The sequence below is a fragment of the Rhodococcus sp. NPDC003383 genome (assembly GCF_053589115.1).
Window position 1 is genome coordinate 50,487 of sequence record NZ_JBSFRG010000017.1, and the last position, 16,393, is coordinate 66,879.

Here is a 16,393-nt window from a genome sequence, read left to right on the forward strand (position 1 = left end):
TCGCGGATCACGGGGATACTCCCCTCCACAACGTGGTCCATTCAACCACACTCGCAGTCCGGGGCCGTATCAGTCCTGGTCGGAGCCGTTCTCCCCGTCTCCACCGCCCCCACGGATGGAGTACAGCAGGCCCTCGAGTTCGTCCGGCTTGACCAGCACCTCGCGGGCCTTCGACCCTTCGCTCGGGCCGACCACACCGCGGGTCTCCATCAGGTCCATGAGCCGGCCGGCCTTCGCGAAACCGACGCGCAGCTTGCGCTGCAGCATCGACGTCGAGCCGAACTGGCTGGACACCACCAGTTCCACGGCCTGGAGGAACACGTCGAGGTCGTCGCCGATGTCGGGGTCGACGTCCTTCTTCTCCCCCGCCTTCTGCGTGGTGACGCCCTCGGTGTACTCGGGTTCGGCCTGGTTCTTGGTGAAGTCGACGACCGCGGCGATCTCTTCGTCGGTGATGAACGCACCCTGCAGGCGTTGCGGTTTGCCCGCACCCATCGGCAGGAACAGACCGTCGCCCATACCGATGAGCTTCTCGGCGCCGGGCTGGTCGAGGATGACGCGCGAGTCCGTGAGCGACGAGGTCGCGAACGCCAGCCGGGACGGCACGTTCGTCTTGATCAGGCCCGTGACGACGTCCACGGACGGTCGCTGCGTGGCCAGCACGAGGTGGATACCGGCGGCGCGGGCCTTCTGCGTGATCCGCACGATCGACTCCTCGACCTCACGCGGCGCGGTCATCATCAGGTCGGCGAGCTCGTCGACGATCGCCAGGATGTACGGATACGGGCGGTACACGCGTTCACTGCCGAGCGGCGCGGTGATCTCCCCGGAGCGCACCTTGGCGTTGAAGTCGTCGATGTGCCGCACCCGGTTGGCCTGCATGTCCTGGTAGCGCTGCTCCATCTCCTCGACGAGCCATGCCAGCGCGGCCGCCGCCTTCTTCGGCTGCGTGATGATGGGCGTGATGAGGTGCGGGATGCCCTCGTACGGCGTCAACTCGACCATCTTGGGGTCGATGAGGATCATCCGCACGTCCTCCGGGGTCGCCCGGATCAACAGCGACACCAGCATCGAGTTGACGAAGCTGGACTTACCGGAACCGGTGGAACCGGCCACCAGCAGGTGCGGCATCTTCGCCAGATTGGCGTGCACGAAGTCGCCCTCGATGTCCTTGCCGAGGCCGATCACCAGCGGATGCCGATCCTTGCGGGTGCTCGGGGCGGCGAGCACGTCGGCCAGCCGGACCAGTTCGCGGTCCGAGTTGGGCACCTCGATGCCCACCGCGGACTTGCCCGGGATCGGGGCGAGCAACCGCACGTTGTCGGTCGCGACGGCGTACGCGATGTTGCGCGCCAGCGCGGTGATCTTCTCGACCTTGACGCCGGGACCCAGTTCGACCTCGTAGCGGGTGACGGTCGGACCGCGGGTGAACCCGGTGACCGCCGCGTCGATCTTGAACTGTTCGAGGACCTCGGTGATCGAGTCGATCATCTGGTCGTTCGCGGACGAGCGCGTCTTCGGCGGGTCGCCCTGGATGAGCAGCCCGATCGACGGCAGCGTGTAGTCGCCTTCGACGACCCGCTCCGGCACCATCGCGTCGAGTTCGTCGGCCTCGTCGACGGCCGGCGTCGGCGGCGGGGTGGGTTTCGGGGTCGGCTTGGGCCTGGTCCGCTGTTTGGGCGGTTCCGGCGTCGGTTCCGGTTCCGGTTCGGGTTCGGGAGCGGGCGGCGCCTCGAACGGCTTCGTCGCGGGCGCGTCCCACAGCGGCAGCACCTCGGTGCGGGCGTTGCCGTCGAATTCGTCGGTCGGGTAGTTCTCGGCCGGGGTGCGGCGCCGTCGCGGGCGGCGTTCGGTGGGATAGCCGTCGGCGTCGAACAGCGTCGGGTCGTGGTCGTCGTACGGCGGTTCGTCACGGCCGAAGTCGTCGTGGGGGTCGTACTCGTCGTAGTCGCCGTATTCGTCGTCGGCGCGATAGGACAACCCGAAGTAGTCGCGGAAGAGACCAGGCAGTTCACGCACGGTGGTGCCGGTGATGAGCAGGATCCCGAACCCGGCGGCCAGCACCATCAGCGGCACCGAGAGCCAGACGGTCAGGCCCGAGGTGAGCGGCCCGCCGACCGCGCCGCCGACGAACCCGGCGCCCTGCGATCGGCCTTCGGGAGTGGTCGGCGATCCGGATGCGATGTGCCACAGCCCGAGTGCGGGGAGCCCGACCAGCAGCCCGCCGAGGATCAGGCGGGGGCGGATCTCGGGTCGCGGCTCGGTGCGCATGAGCACCACGGCGATACCGATCGCGACGAGCGGCAGCACTGCGCTGGCACCACCGGTGACCGCGCGCACCCCGGATTCGACCCAGCCGCCGACCGGGCCGCCGACCCCGAACCACACGCTGCCCGCCACGACCAGGCCGAGTGCGATCAGTCCGAGCGCGATGCCGTCGCGGCGGTGACCGTGTTCGATGTCGCCGGCCTTGCCCATCGTGCGGATGGTGGCGCCGACGCCGCGAGCGATCATGAACCAGCCGGCGCTGATCCCGCGCCCGAGGGAGTCGAGCACGCCGGGGCCCCGACGTCCGGACGCCGAGGTTCGAGAGGGCGCGGCGACGCGGGCCGGACGCGTGGATGCGGCCGAACGCCGCGCCGGGGTCCGGGTGGACGACGCCGAGGACCGGCGCTTGGTGGCGCCGGTCTTCGCGGTGCCCGCCTTCGCGGTTCCACTCTTGGCCGCGCCGCTGCGCGACGATCCGCTCTTCGAGGAACCGCCGGACCGGCTCGCACCGGCGCTGCCGGAGCGGCTCGAGGTCCCGGCCGAGCCGCGCGCTGTCGCCTTCGACCGGGAGGTCGTGGACGATCCGCGACTGCTCGACTTTCCTGCCATACCCGTCAGGTTAGCCGCTCGGTCCCCATCCGAACCATCCGCAACACCGGCACCACGTCGCGGTTCATGTCACAGGACACGCCGTGACCTGGGTATTCACCGTCACACGCCGCGAGCCGAGGCCGTGATCTCGTCGAGGTCGCGGGGCTCGCCGTCCGTCTCCAGCCGCACCTGGTCGCGACCGAACGCGTGCAGCAGCAGTTCCGCCGGTTCGCCGCGCAGCACGACGGTGCGCGGGCCTCGTTTCCGCACGGTGGCGCGCGTGCCGTCGGGGCGTTCGAAGACGACGCTGACATCGCTGCCGCGGTAGCTGCGCCGGCCGATCTGCCGGGCCAGCCGCCACAGGTGCTCTTGATCGTCGGCGGGCAGCACCCGCGGCTCCCAGCCGTCGACGGCGCGCCGGACGTCCTCGTGGTGGACGAACATCTCCCCCGCGTTCGCGACCGCGTCGACCAGGAACAACGGGGACCACATCGGCGGCCCGGACTCGATGTCCGCGAGCAGGTACGCCCACGGCCGGTCGGTGGCCGACTTGCGCACCTTCTCGGTGTGGTCCGCGAGCTGCGGCAGAAGGATGCCGGGCATCGAGTCGATCCGGCGCTCGCGCACGAGCAGGTGCGCGGCGAGATCCCGTGTCGTCCAGTCCCCGCAGAGGGTGGGCGCGTCGGGACCGACCTCCGACATCGTGCGGACCAGGGCTGCTCGTTCGCGTTTGGCCAGGCTCACGGCGCCGACGGTACACGGCGCGCCCGACACCGTCATCGCTCCCGGCGGGCGACCCGCGGTCGGTGGACACGGGCCGCCCGAAGATCACTCCGGTGCTGTCACCGCGATGACGGTCGGCACGATCATCGGCCGGCGGCGGTAGGTCTCGGACACCCAGCGCCCGACCACACGCCGGATGGCCTGTGCGATGCGGTGGGTCTCGTTGATGCCTTCCGCGGCGAGTTCGTCGAGCGTCTTGTCGACGAGCCGGGCGGCCTCGGACAGGGCCGTGGGGTCGTCGGAGAATCCGCGTCCCGACACCTCGGGGGAACTGACCGCACGGCCGGTGGCCGAGTCGACGGCGACCGAGATCGAGATGAAGCCGCCCTCGCCGAGGATGAGCCGGTCCGACAGGGTCGATTCGCCGACGTCGCCGACGGACAGACCGTCGACGTACACGTGGCCGACGGGGATCTGCCCGACGATCTCGGCGAGACCGTCGACCATGTCGACGACGACACCGTCCTCCGCGAGGACGATCCGCTCGGGCGGCACACCGGTGGCTTCGGCGAGCTTCGCGTTGGCGCGCAGGTGCCGCCATTCGCCGTGGACGGGCATCGCGTTGGTCGGGCGCACCGCGTTGTACAGGTACAGCAGCTCACCGGCCGACGCGTGGCCGGAGACGTGGACCTTCGCGTTCTGCTGGGTGACGACGGTCGCGCCGCGCTTGGCGAGTCCGTTGACGACCGCGAACACCGAGTTCTCGTTGCCGGGGATCAGCGACGACGCCAGCACGACGAGGTCGTCGGCGCGGATGTTGATCTGCCGGTGCTCGCCGCGGGCCATGCGTGAGAGGGCCGAGAGCGGTTCGCCCTGGGATCCCGTCGAGACCAGGACGAGGCGGTTGCCCGGCAGGCTCGCCGCGGTGTCCAGGTCGACGACGAGGCCGTCGGGCACCTGCAGGTACCCGAGGTCCTGGGCGATCTGCATGTTGCGGACCATCGAGCGGCCGACGAACGCGATCCGCCGGTTGTACCGGGCGGCGACGTCGACGACCTGCTGGATGCGATGGACGTGGCTGGCGAACGAGGCGACGATGACGCGGTTGGTGGCCTTGCCGATGACGCCGTCGAGCACGCCGCCGATCTCGCGTTCGGGGGTGACGAAACCCGGCACCTCGGCATTGGTGGAGTCGACGAGGAACAGGTCGACGCCTTCGTCGCCGAGTCGCGAGAACCCGGCCAGGTCGGTGAGCCGGTTGTCCAGGGGCAACTGGTCGAGCTTGATGTCGCCGGTGTGCAGGACGAGACCGGCGTCGGTGCGGATCGCGACGGCGATCGCGTCGGGGATCGAGTGGTTGACCGCGAAGTACTCGCACTCGAAGGGGCCGTGCGTGGTGCTCTCCCCCTCGGTGACCTCGACGAGCACGGGCCGCTGCCGGTGCTCGCGGCATTTCGCCGCGACCAGCGCCAACGTGAACTTGGAGCCGACCACCGGAATGTCGGGGCGCAGACGCAGCAGGAACGGCACCGCGCCGATGTGATCTTCGTGACCGTGCGTCAGCACGATCGCTTCGACGTCGTCCATCCGGTTCTCGATGTACCGGAAGTCGGGCAGGATCAGGTCGACGCCGGGCTGCTGATCCTCGGGGAACAGCACGCCGCAGTCGACGATCAGGATCTTGCCCTGGTGCTCGAAGACCGTCATGTTGCGGCCGATCTCGCCGATACCGCCGAGCGCGACGACCCTCAGGCCCTTCGCGGGCGCCTTGGGCGGTGCGCCCAGACGCATAGTCGGATCGACCGGCTGACGCAGGTCGGGTCGCTGGGTCGCCGCAGAGGTCTGCGGGGTGCGGCGCGGGCGGGTGGCGGGCGGGCCTGCGCTCCGGGTGGCTCGCCCGCGGCCGCGGGACGGGCCGCTCACGAGAGCACCCCGGCGGCGTGGAGGTCGGCGGCGAGCGCATCGATCTGCGCGGAGGTCGGCGCGACCTGCGGCAGGCGGGGCTCACCGACGTCGATGCCCATCAGACGCAGCCCGGCCTTGGACGCGCTGACACCGCCGAGGCGGGCGACGGCCCGCAGGATCGGCACGAGTTCGAGGTTGATCGCGCGAGCGCGGGCGATGTCGCCGTTCATGAACGCGGTGTGCAGCTCGCGCAGGCGGCCGGGAACGAGGTGGCCGATGACGCTGACGAAGCCGACCGCGCCGACCGCGAGCCACGGCAGGTTCAGCGGATCGTCGCCCGAGTAGAACTTCAGGTCGGTGGTTCCGATGAGCTCGGCACCGGCGTTCAGGTCGCCCTTGGCGTCCTTGACCGCGACGATCCGCGGATGCTCGGCGAGGCGGCGCAGCGTCTCGGTTTCGATCGGCACCACCGAGCGGGGCGGAATGTCGTAGAGCATCACGGGCAGGTCGGTCGCATCGGCGACGGCCGTGAAGTGCGCGTAGAGGCCCGCCTGCGGGGGCCGCGAGTAGTACGGGGTGACCACGAGCAGGCCGTGTGCGCCCGCACGAGCCGCGTCGCGCGCGAGCTCGACGCTGTGCGCGGTGTCGTTGCTGCCGGCACCGGCGATGATCTTCGCCCGGTCGCCGACCGCGGCGAGGACCGCGCGCATCAGTTCGAGCTTCTCGTTCTCGGTCGTGGTGGGCGACTCGCCGGTGGTACCGGCGAGAACCAGTGCGTCGCAGCCGCCGTCGACCAGGTAGGTCGCCAGACGCACTCCCGCATCGACGTCGAGCTTGCCGTCGGCAGTGAACGGGGTCACCATCGCCGTGGCGATGGTGCCGAACGGAAGCTCGACAGCAGAAGCGGAATCACCGTTGGTCATGGTCAGAAGGCTACCGCGTGCAGAAGGCGCTGCGACACACGCCCGCCCACCCCGTCGCGCTGTTCAGCCCTCCGTCGTGAACTGGCTGGCCGCGACCTCGGTCCCGTCGGGCAGTGTGGTGACGGCGAAGTCACCGAAGACGTTCGGTGCGACCTCCTGCAGGCGACGCAGGCACTCGACCGCGAGACGACGGATTTCGACGTCGGCGTGTTCGGTGGCACGCATCGCGATGAAGTGCCGCCACGCCCGGTAGTTGCCGGTGACGACCACGCGCGTCTCGGTGGCATTGGGCAGCACGGAGCGGGCGGCCTCGCGCACCCGCTTCGCGCGCAGCGGGCCCGCGGGAACGTGCGACAGCTTCTCGTCGAGAGCGCCGAGCAGTTCGGTGTAGGCCGCCCTGCTGGTCTCGGCGGCGGCGAGGAACAACCGCTCGAGCTCCTCGTCGCCCTCGATCGCCGGCGGCACCACGACCGGCGTGTCGCCGCCCGGCACGAACCGCTGGGAGAGCTGCGAGTAGGAGAAGTGCCGGTGCCGGATCAGTTCGTGGGTGCACGACCGCGAGATGCCGGTGATGTAGAAGCTCGCGGAGCTGTGTTCGAGAACGGACAGGTGGCCGACGTCGATGAGGTGCCGGATGTAGCCGGCGTTCGTCGCGGTGCGGGGATTGGGCTTGGACCAGCTCTGATAGCACGCGCGACCGGCGAATTCGACGAGTGCCTCGCCGCCGTCGGCGTCGGTCTCCCAGGGCACGTCGTCGGGCGCGACGAATTCGGTTCGGGCGACGAGCCGAACCTTCGGTGTGACAGCTTCGGGCGCCATCGCGATCTCCTGCCTTCGTTCACTACCTCTGGTGCGACGGTAGCCGCGCCGCGTCGATCGCACTCGGTGAGGTCGCGATGATGTCAACACGATGCTTGACCGGCGTCATTTATGGCGTCACTATGACGTCATGAACATCGAGACCTACACCGCCGCCGTGACCGACGCCGTGCTCGCCGCGGCGGAACTCGGTGACGAACAGACCCGCCGCACCGCCGCGGCACTCGCCACCGCGATCGCCGCCCCCGTGCGGCTCGCCGTGCTCGACGCACTCTCCGATCTCGCCACCGAGGTTTCCGACCAGCTCGGGGACCGGCGCGTGACGGTCCGGCTCGACGGACGCGAGACCGTCGTCGAGGTCCACGACGGTCGGGCACCGGAATCCGAGACCCCGCCACCGACGTTCGAGGAGGTCACCGGCGACATCAGCCGGGTGACGCTGCGACTCGTCGAGCAGATCAAGGCCCGCGCCGAGGAGGCCGCGGCGCAGAACGGCCTCTCGCTCAACTCCTGGGTCGCGCAAGCCGTGCAGGGCGCACTGCGCGACCAGATGCGCTATCAGAGAACAGGATTCGACCACAACTGGGGCTCGTACAGTCCACCCCGTCGCCCCGGCGCGCCCCGATCCGGCGCCGCCGGCGCCCGGAAGGATCCGGAACCGGCCGACTCCGGCCCCGAGGAATCCGGACATTCCCCCGAGGCCGACCGCGACGAAGAGTGAACTTCTCTCGGGTGCGGTACATTTCCGACGCACCGCACCTGGGACAAGGAGTGAAACCCGATGGCCGTCAGCAGTTCCCTCACCTCGGAGATCAAGGCGACCCCGGAGCAGGTGATGGCCGCCATCGCAGCGGTGGACCGGCTTCCGGAGTGGTCCTCGGCGCACAAGTCCGTGACGATCGAGAGCACCCACCCGGACGGACGCCCGCATCGCGTCCGCATGACGGTGTCGATCATCGGCATCACCGACGAGCAGGTCGTCGACTATGCGTGGAACGGCAACGAGTCGATGTCGTGGACGCTCGTCGAGAGCAGCCAGCAGAAGCAGCAGGACGGCGCGTACGCCCTGTCGCCCACCGCCGACGGCACCAGCGTCGAGTTCTCGCTGACGATCGACCCGAAGATTCCGCTGCCCGGGTTCCTCGTGAAGAAGGCCCAGAAGATGGCCGTCGAGACGGCGAGCAAGGGCCTGGCCGCGTTCGTCGCGAAGACGGTCTGACGGTGGTGCGCAGGTCGTTCGCGGTCGCGGTCGGCGCTGTCGTCGCGATCGCCCTCGCCGGCTGCGGGTCCGAGTCCGACGGGAACGGCTCCGGGGCCGACACCGTAGCGGATCCGTCGGTCGACATCCCGGGAATCGAGATCGTCGACTATCCCGCGGGCGATCACGTGGGAGCCTCGGAGCGGGTCCCGTACGAGTACAGCCCGCCGTTCGGTGGGCCGCACGACGCGGCGTGGGCGACGTGCACAGGCATCGTCTACCCGGTGCCGATCCGCAGCGAGAACGCGGTGCACTCGCTCGAGCACGGCGCGGTGTGGATCACCTACGATCCCGAGCGGCTCTCCGACGAGCAGGTGGACCTGCTGGCCGCCCGCGTCGACGGCGTGAGCTACATGCTCATGTCGCCGTATCCCGATCTGGCACAGCCGATCTCACTGCAGTCGTGGGGACACCGGCTGTTCGTCGAGGACGCCGACGATCCGCGCATCGATCAGTTCATCGAGGCGCTGCGGCTGAATCCGAACACCTACCCGGAGCCGGGCGCGACCTGTGTGACCCTGCCGACGAACTTCGATCCCGCGAATCCGCCGCCGTTCCAGCCGATCCCGTAGCGGTGTGCCTTTGTGGCGGCTCCTGCCGCCACAAAGGCACACGGGCGGCGCAGCCGCACTATCCCGCGACGGTCACGGCGACGGTCGCGCCGAGTTCGTAGCACTTCTCCCGCACCGCCGCGTCGATCGGGCCGGTGACCTCCACGACAGCTGCCGCCTGGGTCAGTTCCAGTCCGGTGACGATCTTCTGCACCGACGTGACGGCACCGGCGGTGTCGTTGTTGCCGTGCACCCACAGCCCATAGGGCCGCCCGGCGACCGCGTCGAGGCACGGGTAGTACACGGTGTCGAAGAAGTGCTTGAGCGCACCGGACATGTAGCCGAAGTTCGCCGAGGTGCCGAACACGTAGCCGTCGGCGGCGAGCACGTCGGGCACGGTCGCCCCGAGAGCCGGGACCGAACGCACCCGCACCCCGGTGATCTCGGGGTCGTTCGCGCCGGCCAGCACCGCCTCGAGCAGTTCCCGGGTGGGCGGCGACGGCGTGTGGTGGACGACGAGCAGGACGCGCTCGGCCGGATCCTGGGGAGCAGCGGGGTCGGTCACAGGGTGCAGACTACGACGCGTTCCGGTCGCGTTCGAGCTTCTCGAGCGCCACCGCGCGGCGCATGGTCTCGCGGGCGCGGGGCCGGTCACCGGCGTGGTCGTACGCGCGGGCCAGCCGGTACGAGTTGCGCCAGTTGTCCGGGTCCGCCTCCCATTCCTGCTTGACCTGCTGGAACAGCTGGTCGGCGGCGTCGCGGTCGACGCGTCCGGACGGCATCCGCGGCAGGTCGCTGACGTCGAGCTCGAGGCCCTCCTCGTGGATGCGGCGCGCGAGGTGCTGATGCTGCAGGCCCGCGCGGATCGTGGCGTAGACGATCCACGCGCCGACGAACGGCAGCAGGAGCACGCCGATGCCGAGGCCGATCGCCGCGACTTCGCCCGAACCGACCAGTTCGATACCGACCTTGCCGAGCAGCACGAAGTAGAAGACGAGCGCGACCACGATGAACGCGATCGGCACGAGGACCTTGGTCAGTTCGTTCTTCACGTGCCGATTGTCTCAGGCCGCGTTCGGGGACCCGCGGCCGAACGCCGCCGGGGTGAGCGTGCCCACGTCCACCGGCCCTTGACGGTCCATCGACGACAGCGTCCACTGGTCTCATGCAATTCGCCGCCCCGGCCGAGCTGTACGACCGGTACATGGGCCGATACGCCCCGACACTCGCGGCCGCGCTCGCGGACGCCGCAGGGGTGACCTCCGGGCTTCGTGTGTGCGATGTCGGTTGCGGCCCCGGCGGTTTGACCGCGGAGATGGTGTCCCGGGTGGGACCGGACCACGTCGCCGCGATCGATCCGGCACCGCAGTTCGCGGCGGCCTGCCGGGAGCGGAACGCCGGAGTCGACGTGCGCGTGGGCGTGGCCGAGGACCTGCCGTGGCCGGACGACACGTTCGATGTCACCGCGGCCGCGCTGGTGATCGGATTCATGTCCGACCCGGATCGCGGCGTGCGCGAGATGGCTCGCGTCACCCGTCCCGGCGGCACCGTCGCAGCGTGCATGTGGGACATCGCCTCCGACGGCATGACGATGCTGCGGGTGTTCTGGTCGGCGGTGCGCAGCGTCGTCCCCGACGCCGTCGGCGAGAGCGCGATGGCCGGGACGGCCGAGGGTGACATCGCCAACCGGTTCCGCCGCGCCGGTCTCGACGAGGTGATCGCCGGCAGGCTGATCGCTCGCGCCGACTACGCCGATTTCGACGACTTCTGGGAGCCGTTCACGTTCGCGGTCGGACCGGCCGGCCAGTACCTGCAGACCTTGACCGCGCAGCAGCAAGCGGCTGTTCGCGAAGCGTGCCGGGAGCAACTGCCCTCGTCGGGCGCCTTCACCCTCGACGCCCGCGCCTGGTATGCGCGCGCCACGATTCCCCGCGGATGGACGTAGGACCGGGCCGCCGGTGGCGGCCCGTCCCCGTCAGAGGTCGAGCAGAGGATCGATCCCGACCGTCAGTCCCGGTCGCGACCCGATCTCGCGGACGCCGAGCAGTACGCCCGGCACGAACGAGGTCCGGTCGATCGAATCGTGGCGGATGGTGAGGGTCTCCCCCTGGGTGCCGAGCAGGACCTCCTGGTGCGCGACCAGACCCGCGAGCCGCACCGAATGCACCCGCACACCGTCGACGTCGGCGCCGCGCGCACCCTCGAGTTCGGTGGTGGTGGCGTCCGGGCTGCGACCCACACCCGCGGCGGCGCGGGCTTCGGCGATCAGCGCGGCCGTGCGGTAGGCCGTTCCGGACGGGGCGTCGACCTTGTTCGGGTGATGCAGTTCGATGACCTCGACAGAATCGAAGAATCGCGCGGCGGCCTGTGCGAACCGCATCGACAGGACCGCGCCGATCGCGAAGTTCGGGGCGATGAGCACACCGGTTCCGGGCGACTCGGCAACCCAGCCGCGCACCTTCTCGAGGCGTTCCTCGTCGAAGCCGGTGGTGCCGACGACCGCGTGGATGCCGTTGCGCACCAGGAATTCCAGGTTGCCCATGACGACGTCGGGGTTGGTGAAGTCGACAACGACCTGGGTGCCCGACGTGACGAACGACTCGATGCTGTCGCCCTTGTCGACGGTCGCGACCAGCTCGAGATCGGCCGCGTCCTCGACGCCCTTGCAGATCGCCTGCCCGACCTTGCCCTTGGCTCCGAGCACACCCACCCGGATAGCTGTTGCGTTCACTTGTCTCGTCACGCCCTTCCGTCACGTCCGTCGCACAAGAGCGTACGCAATCCGGGTGCCCACCCGAGCAACCGGTCGCGGGTTCACCCCACGATGCCGCGCACCGACGCGGGCAGATCCCGGGCGCGGCGGTAGGGCCCCACGACGGCCGCCGCGAACGGCCGGTTCAGCAGTTCCCCGGCGACCGCGCGCACCTCGTCGGACGTGACCCCGGCGATGCGCTCGAGGGTCTCGCTCACGCTCCAGTGGGTGCCGTAGCTGAGTTCGCTGCGGCCGATCCGGTGCATCCGGGCACCGGTGTCCTCGAGCCCGAGCACGAGGCCACCGCGAATCGATCCCTTCGCCCGCGCGCATTCGGCGTCGGTGATGCCGTGGTCGGCGACGTCGCGCAGCACTTCCCGGATCACGGTCGCGACCTCGGCGAGGTTCTCGGGCTGGCACCCGGCGTAGATCGAGAACGCGCCGGTGTCGGCGAACGTGTCGACCCCGGAGTACACGGAGTAGGCCAGTCCGCGCTTCTCGCGTACCTCCTGGAACAGCCGCGAGCTCAGGCCACCGCCGATCGCGGCGTTGAGCACCGACAGTGCCCAGCGGCGACCGTCGTGCCGTCCGAAGGCGCGCACCCCGAGCGACAGGTGCGCCTGTTCCCCGTCGTGGTCGGTGATGCTCAGCGCCGGTGGCGTGCGCAGCCGCGCTGTTCCCTCCCGGCGCGGCGCCGGCTGGGCCCCGCGGTCGATGTGGGCGGCGAAGGCGCGGCGCACCAGCTCGACGGTGTGCTCGTGGTCGACGTTGCCGGCGACCGCGACGACCATCCGGTGCGGCGTGTAGCGGCGGACGTGGAACGAGTGGAGCTGGTTGCGGGTCATCGACTCGATCGACTCGACGGAGCCGATGACGGGCCGGCCGATCGGGTGGTCGCCGTAGAGCGCGGTGAGGAAGCTGTCGCCGAGGAGGTCTTCGGGGTCGTCGTCGCGCATGGCGATCTCCTCGAGCACCACCTGCCGTTCGACGTCGACGTCGGCGCTGCGGCACCGGCCGCGCAGCACCACGTCGGCGACCACGTCGACGGCGAGCGGCAGATCGTCGTCGAGGACGTGCGCGTAGAAGCACGTGTGCTCTTTGGACGTGAACGCGTTGAGTTCACCGCCGACACCGTCCACGAGTTCGGCGATGTCGAGCGCGGTGCGGGTGGGGGTCGCCTTGAAGAGCAGATGCTCGAGGAAGTGGGCGGCGCCGGCGACCGACGGATGTTCGTCGCGGGAACCGACTCCCACCCAGATGCCGACGGCGGCGGACCGCACCCCCGGCACGTGCTCGGTGACAACTCGGACACCGCCCGGCAGGACGGTGCGCCGCACGCCGGAGTCCGCGACGGCTGCGGCGTGGTCGGCGGAGATGGCGGTGGAGGTACGGCGGTTGGAAGCCATGGAAGTGTTCTGCGGTCCTGAGGCGATCGGCACGTGGGGTACGAAGTGGGAAAAGCACACCCTACACGCGACGCCTCAGGACCGAGGAACTCACCGGCTGCGGCGGGGAGATCTCACCAGCCGCGGCGCCGCGGCTGCGACCCGACGAGCTGGCCTTTCCGTGCCACGTCCCGGCTGCGGTACACGACGTACGGGCGGAACAGGTAGGCGATCGGCGCGCTGAACGCATGCACGAGCCGGGTGAACGGCCACAGCGCGAACAGCGCGAGCCCGATGAGGACGTGGATGTGGAAGTACAGCGGAGCCTCCGCCATGAGATCACCGCGCGGCTGCAGGACCCAGATGGAGCGGAACCACAGCGAGACCGTCTCGCGGTAGTTGTGCTCCTCGCCGACCACGCCGGAACCGAGCAGCGTCGCGGCCAGCCCGGCGACGATCGCGGCGACCAACACGATGTACATGAGCTTGTCGTTTGCGGTGGTCGCGAGGAACACCGGTCCGCGGGTACGGCGCCGGTAGATCAGCAGGATGATGCCCACGAGCGTCGCGACGCCGGCGATCGAGCCGAGCGTGACCGCCTGAACGTGGTAGGCGTGCTGACTCAACCCGACCGCATCGGTCCACGACTGCGGGATCACCAGCCCGATGATGTGACCGACGATCACCACGAGGATGCCGAAGTGGAACATCGGGCTCGCGATGCGCAGCAGTCGGGATTCGTACAGCTGCGACGAACGGGTGGTCCAGCCGAACTTGTCGTAGCGGTAGCGCCACCAGGTGCCGACGATCACGATCGCCAGCGTCACGTACGGCACGACATCCCAGAAGATCTCTCCCGCGGACATCTCAGTGCTCTCCTTCGTTTCGTCGGGGCGGAACCGTCAGGGTGAACGGCTGCAGACCGATGGCCTCGGCGGGCGGACCGGCCTGGGCCAGCCGCGCCGCGCGCTGCAGTTCCTGGTCGGTCGCCGGGGGCAGCGTCGCGCACACCGCTTCGACGGTGTGCGCGTAGGGCGATCCCGCCTCGGTCAATGCCTCGCGCAGCACGTCGATCGGCACCCGGTGTTCGACGAGCAGCCGCCGTCCGGCCTCGGGATCGACGGATGCGGCGAACTCGAGGACGACCGGCAGATGGTCGGGTGTCTCCCCCACCGGCGGTTCGACGCCCGCGGCCCGGTAGACCTGCGCGAACGCGTGGATCTCGGTGCCGCGGTTGCGGGTGTCGCCGCCGGTCCAGTACGTCAGGTACATCGTGGACCGGCGCCGCAGGTCGAACACGTCGACGTAGGTGGTCGCGGCGTCCACCGGGTCGGACTCGCGCAGCCAGGCGGCAGTGCGGCCGAGCAGATCGGCGGCACGGCCGGTCACGTGGGCGCGCAACTGCTCGATCGTGTCGAGGCGCTGCGGCAGTGCCTCGTCCGGGTAGGCGAGCAGCAGCGACGCGGCCTGCCACACCAGCCGGTCCTGCAGGGTCGGCCCCGCCGGGGCGGACCGGGCTCGCGACAACAGTCTCATCACCGGTCTCCCTCCGGCCCGCCGGCGCGGTGCGCACCGGGGAACATGCCCTCGGGCACGCCCTTTCCGTCCCAGTTGAGCAGGTTGACCCGCGACGGGCGACTGGCGTTGGCGGCCATGCCCTCGCTCGTCTGCCGTTGCTTCAGCGCGTGGAAGGTCTCGACGGCCACCGGCACGGGAGTGCCGCTGACCTCGCCGAACGGCCCGGACTCGTACATGCCCGGTCCCCCCTCGAACGACAGCGCGCAGTCGGTGACCGATTCCTCGAGCCGGTGCCCCTCGGCCGCGTAGGCGGACGGAATGACATACCGCTCTTCGTATTTCGCGATCGCCAGCAACCGGTACATCCCGTAGATCTCTTCCTCGGTCATGCCGACCGACTCGGGGATGTGCGGCTGCGTCTCGCGGCCGAGGTTGATGTCGCGCATGTACGAGCGCATCGCGGCGAGCCGGCGCAGGACCGCCTCGACGGGTGCGACGTCACCGGCGGTGAACAGTTCCGCGAGGTACTGCAGCGGGATGCGCAGCGCTTCGAGCGCACCGAACAGGTTGCCCAGGTCCTCACCGTCGTGCCCGTCGCGGCTGACGGCGTCGACCACCGGCGACAGCGGCGGGATGTACCAGACCATCGGCATGGTGCGGTATTCCGGATGCAGCGGCAGCGCGACCTTGTACGTGTGGATCAGCGTGTACACCGGCGACCGCTGTGCCGCCTCGATCCATTCGTCGGAGATGCCCTCGGCGCGGGCACCGGCGATCACCTCCGGATCGTGCGGGTCCAGGATGAGGCTGCGCTGCGCTTCGTACAGCTCGGTCTCGTCCTCGACCGAGGCGGCCTCGAGGACCCGGTCGACGTCGTAGAGCACCAGCCCGAGGTACCGCAGGCGGCCGACGCAGGTCTCCGAGCACACGGTCGGCAGGCCCACCTCGATCCGCGGGTAGCAGAACGTGCATTTCTCGGCCTTGCCGGTCTTGTGGTTGAAATACACCTTCTTGTACGGGCATCCGGACACGCACATCCGCCAGCCGCGGCACCGGTCCTGATCGACGAGCACGATGCCGTCCTCGACGCGCTTGTACATCGCGCCGGACGGGCACGAGGACACGCACGACGGGTTGAGGCAGTGCTCGCAGATGCGCGGCAGGTAGAACATGAACGTCTGCTCGAGTTCGAGTTTCACCTGCTCGCCGACCTTCTTCAGGATCGGGTCGTCGGGCACGATCTCCGGCGAGCCACCGAGGTCGTCGTCCCAGTTCGCCGACCACGACACCTTCATCGGCTTGCCGCTGATGAGGCTGCGCGGCGGCGCGACGGGCATGTGCTCACCCGCCGGCGCCGAGGTCAGGTTCTCGTAGTCGTAGGTCCACGGCTCGTAGTAGTCGTCGATGGACGGCATCTTCGGGTTCGAGAAGATGCGGGACAGCTTGTGCAGGCGACCACCGTCCCGCAGCCGCAGCCGGCCCTTGCGGTCTCGGACCCATCCACCACGCCAGCGTTCCTGATCCTCGTAGGTACGCGGATAGCCTTGTCCGGGGCGGGTTTCGACGTTGTTGAACCACACGTACTCGGTACCGGACCGGTTCGTCCAGGCCTGCTTGCAGGTGACCGAACAGGTGTGGCATCCGATGCACTTGTCGAGGTTCATCACCATCGCCATCTGTGCCATGACCTTCATGATTTC

16 protein-coding genes are annotated in these 16,393 nt (G+C 69.7%); 4 read left to right on the plus strand and 12 right to left on the minus strand.

Features of this window, described 5'->3' with window-relative positions:
- Positions 1–69 precede the first annotated feature (69 nt).
- The 5 genes from ACWDTS_RS16265 to thyX form a co-directional block, all read right to left on the minus strand.
- Positions 70–2,877: a DNA translocase FtsK gene (locus tag ACWDTS_RS16265; protein WP_197255298.1), complete on the minus strand. Its 2,808-nt coding sequence runs from the start codon at positions 2,875–2,877 to the stop codon at positions 70–72.
- A 102-nt stretch (positions 2,878–2,979) separates the two neighbouring features.
- Positions 2,980–3,603, minus strand: coding sequence for a TIGR03085 family metal-binding protein (locus ACWDTS_RS16270; protein ID WP_197255301.1), 624 nt, complete (start codon positions 3,601–3,603; stop codon positions 2,980–2,982).
- Between the two features lie 84 nt (positions 3,604–3,687).
- Positions 3,688–5,505, minus strand: coding sequence for a ribonuclease J (locus tag ACWDTS_RS16275; RefSeq protein ID WP_450110246.1), 1,818 nt, complete (start codon positions 5,503–5,505; stop codon positions 3,688–3,690).
- The gene (dapA, locus tag ACWDTS_RS16280) at positions 5,502–6,410 is read right to left on the minus strand and encodes a 4-hydroxy-tetrahydrodipicolinate synthase (RefSeq protein ID WP_248676315.1); all 909 of its coding nucleotides are present in this window, start codon (positions 6,408–6,410) and stop codon (positions 5,502–5,504) included. The genes ACWDTS_RS16275 and dapA overlap by 4 nt, the downstream gene beginning before the upstream one ends.
- 63 nt (positions 6,411–6,473) lie before the next feature.
- The gene (gene thyX / locus ACWDTS_RS16285) at positions 6,474–7,229 is read right to left on the minus strand and encodes an FAD-dependent thymidylate synthase (protein ID WP_248676316.1); all 756 of its coding nucleotides are present in this window, start codon (positions 7,227–7,229) and stop codon (positions 6,474–6,476) included.
- A 130-nt stretch (positions 7,230–7,359) separates the two neighbouring features.
- On the opposite strand from thyX, the gene ACWDTS_RS16290 reads away from it, so the two are divergent.
- From ACWDTS_RS16290 to ACWDTS_RS16300, 3 genes are read left to right on the plus strand one after another with little or no spacing between them, the layout of a single operon-like run.
- Positions 7,360–7,950, plus strand: a complete 591-nt coding sequence (locus tag ACWDTS_RS16290) for a toxin-antitoxin system HicB family antitoxin (protein ID WP_197250612.1) — start codon at positions 7,360–7,362, stop codon at positions 7,948–7,950.
- 60 nt (positions 7,951–8,010) lie between these two features.
- A complete protein-coding gene (locus ACWDTS_RS16295; protein ID WP_197250611.1) occupies positions 8,011–8,448 on the plus strand; it encodes an SRPBCC family protein in 438 nt (145 codons plus the stop codon).
- 47 nt (positions 8,449–8,495) lie between these two features.
- Positions 8,496–9,059: a DUF3105 domain-containing protein gene (locus ACWDTS_RS16300; RefSeq protein WP_450118628.1), complete on the plus strand. Its 564-nt coding sequence runs from the start codon at positions 8,496–8,498 to the stop codon at positions 9,057–9,059.
- 58 nt (positions 9,060–9,117) lie between these two features.
- On the opposite strand, the gene ACWDTS_RS16305 is transcribed toward ACWDTS_RS16300, so the two are convergent.
- Both ACWDTS_RS16305 and ACWDTS_RS16310 read right to left on the minus strand, forming a co-directional pair.
- On the minus strand, positions 9,118–9,603 hold the full coding sequence (locus ACWDTS_RS16305; protein ID WP_197250610.1) for a flavodoxin family protein: 486 nt from the start codon (positions 9,601–9,603) through the stop codon (positions 9,118–9,120).
- Between the two features lie 10 nt (positions 9,604–9,613).
- Complete coding sequence (locus ACWDTS_RS16310; RefSeq protein ID WP_197250609.1) at positions 9,614–10,090, minus strand: tetratricopeptide repeat protein; 477 nt, start codon at positions 10,088–10,090, stop codon at positions 9,614–9,616.
- Positions 10,091–10,203: 113 nt separating this feature from the next.
- Here ACWDTS_RS16310 and ACWDTS_RS16315 point away from each other — a divergent pair, with 113 nt between their 5' ends.
- Complete coding sequence (locus ACWDTS_RS16315) at positions 10,204–10,983, plus strand: class I SAM-dependent methyltransferase (RefSeq protein WP_450118607.1); 780 nt, start codon at positions 10,204–10,206, stop codon at positions 10,981–10,983.
- Between the two features lie 30 nt (positions 10,984–11,013).
- Here ACWDTS_RS16315 and dapB read toward each other — a convergent pair whose 3' ends face one another.
- From dapB to narH, 5 genes are all read right to left on the minus strand, one after another.
- Complete coding sequence (dapB, locus tag ACWDTS_RS16320) at positions 11,014–11,769, minus strand: 4-hydroxy-tetrahydrodipicolinate reductase (protein WP_197250615.1); 756 nt, start codon at positions 11,767–11,769, stop codon at positions 11,014–11,016.
- An 83-nt stretch (positions 11,770–11,852) separates the two neighbouring features.
- Positions 11,853–13,196 (minus strand): M16 family metallopeptidase, encoded by a 1,344-nt coding sequence (locus ACWDTS_RS16325; RefSeq protein WP_197250607.1) that lies wholly within the window; start codon positions 13,194–13,196, stop codon positions 11,853–11,855.
- Between the two features lie 113 nt (positions 13,197–13,309).
- Positions 13,310–14,041 carry a respiratory nitrate reductase subunit gamma gene (narI, locus tag ACWDTS_RS16330; protein ID WP_197250606.1) on the minus strand — a complete coding sequence of 244 codons (732 nt, stop codon included), beginning with the start codon at positions 14,039–14,041 and terminating at the stop codon, positions 13,310–13,312.
- A 1-nt stretch (position 14,042) separates the two neighbouring features.
- Entirely contained in the window at positions 14,043–14,711 is a 669-nt protein-coding gene (gene narJ, locus ACWDTS_RS16335) for a nitrate reductase molybdenum cofactor assembly chaperone (RefSeq protein WP_197250605.1), read from the minus strand.
- The gene (gene narH / locus ACWDTS_RS16340) at positions 14,711–16,387 is read right to left on the minus strand and encodes a nitrate reductase subunit beta (protein ID WP_197250604.1); all 1,677 of its coding nucleotides are present in this window, start codon (positions 16,385–16,387) and stop codon (positions 14,711–14,713) included. The genes narJ and narH overlap by 1 nt, the downstream gene beginning before the upstream one ends.
- Positions 16,388–16,393 lie beyond the last annotated feature (6 nt).

Coding starts and splice junctions, on each gene's coding strand:
- ACWDTS_RS16265 (WP_197255298.1), bottom strand. CDS start 2,877: ATGGCAGGAAAGTCGAGCAGTCGCGGATCGTCCACGACCTCCCGGTCG.
- dapA (WP_248676315.1), bottom strand. CDS start 6,410: ATGACCAACGGTGATTCCGCTTCTGCTGTCGAGCTTCCGTTCGGCACC.
- thyX (WP_248676316.1), bottom strand. CDS start 7,229: ATGGCGCCCGAAGCTGTCACACCGAAGGTTCGGCTCGTCGCCCGAACC.
- ACWDTS_RS16290 (WP_197250612.1), top strand. CDS start 7,360: ATGAACATCGAGACCTACACCGCCGCCGTGACCGACGCCGTGCTCGCC.
- ACWDTS_RS16295 (WP_197250611.1), top strand. CDS start 8,011: ATGGCCGTCAGCAGTTCCCTCACCTCGGAGATCAAGGCGACCCCGGAG.
- ACWDTS_RS16315 (WP_450118607.1), top strand. CDS start 10,204: ATGCAATTCGCCGCCCCGGCCGAGCTGTACGACCGGTACATGGGCCGA.
- ACWDTS_RS16325 (WP_197250607.1), bottom strand. CDS start 13,196: ATGGCTTCCAACCGCCGTACCTCCACCGCCATCTCCGCCGACCACGCC.
- narI (WP_197250606.1), bottom strand. CDS start 14,041: ATGTCCGCGGGAGAGATCTTCTGGGATGTCGTGCCGTACGTGACGCTG.
- narJ (WP_197250605.1), bottom strand. CDS start 14,711: ATGAGACTGTTGTCGCGAGCCCGGTCCGCCCCGGCGGGGCCGACCCTG.
- narH (WP_197250604.1), bottom strand. CDS start 16,387: ATGAAGGTCATGGCACAGATGGCGATGGTGATGAACCTCGACAAGTGC.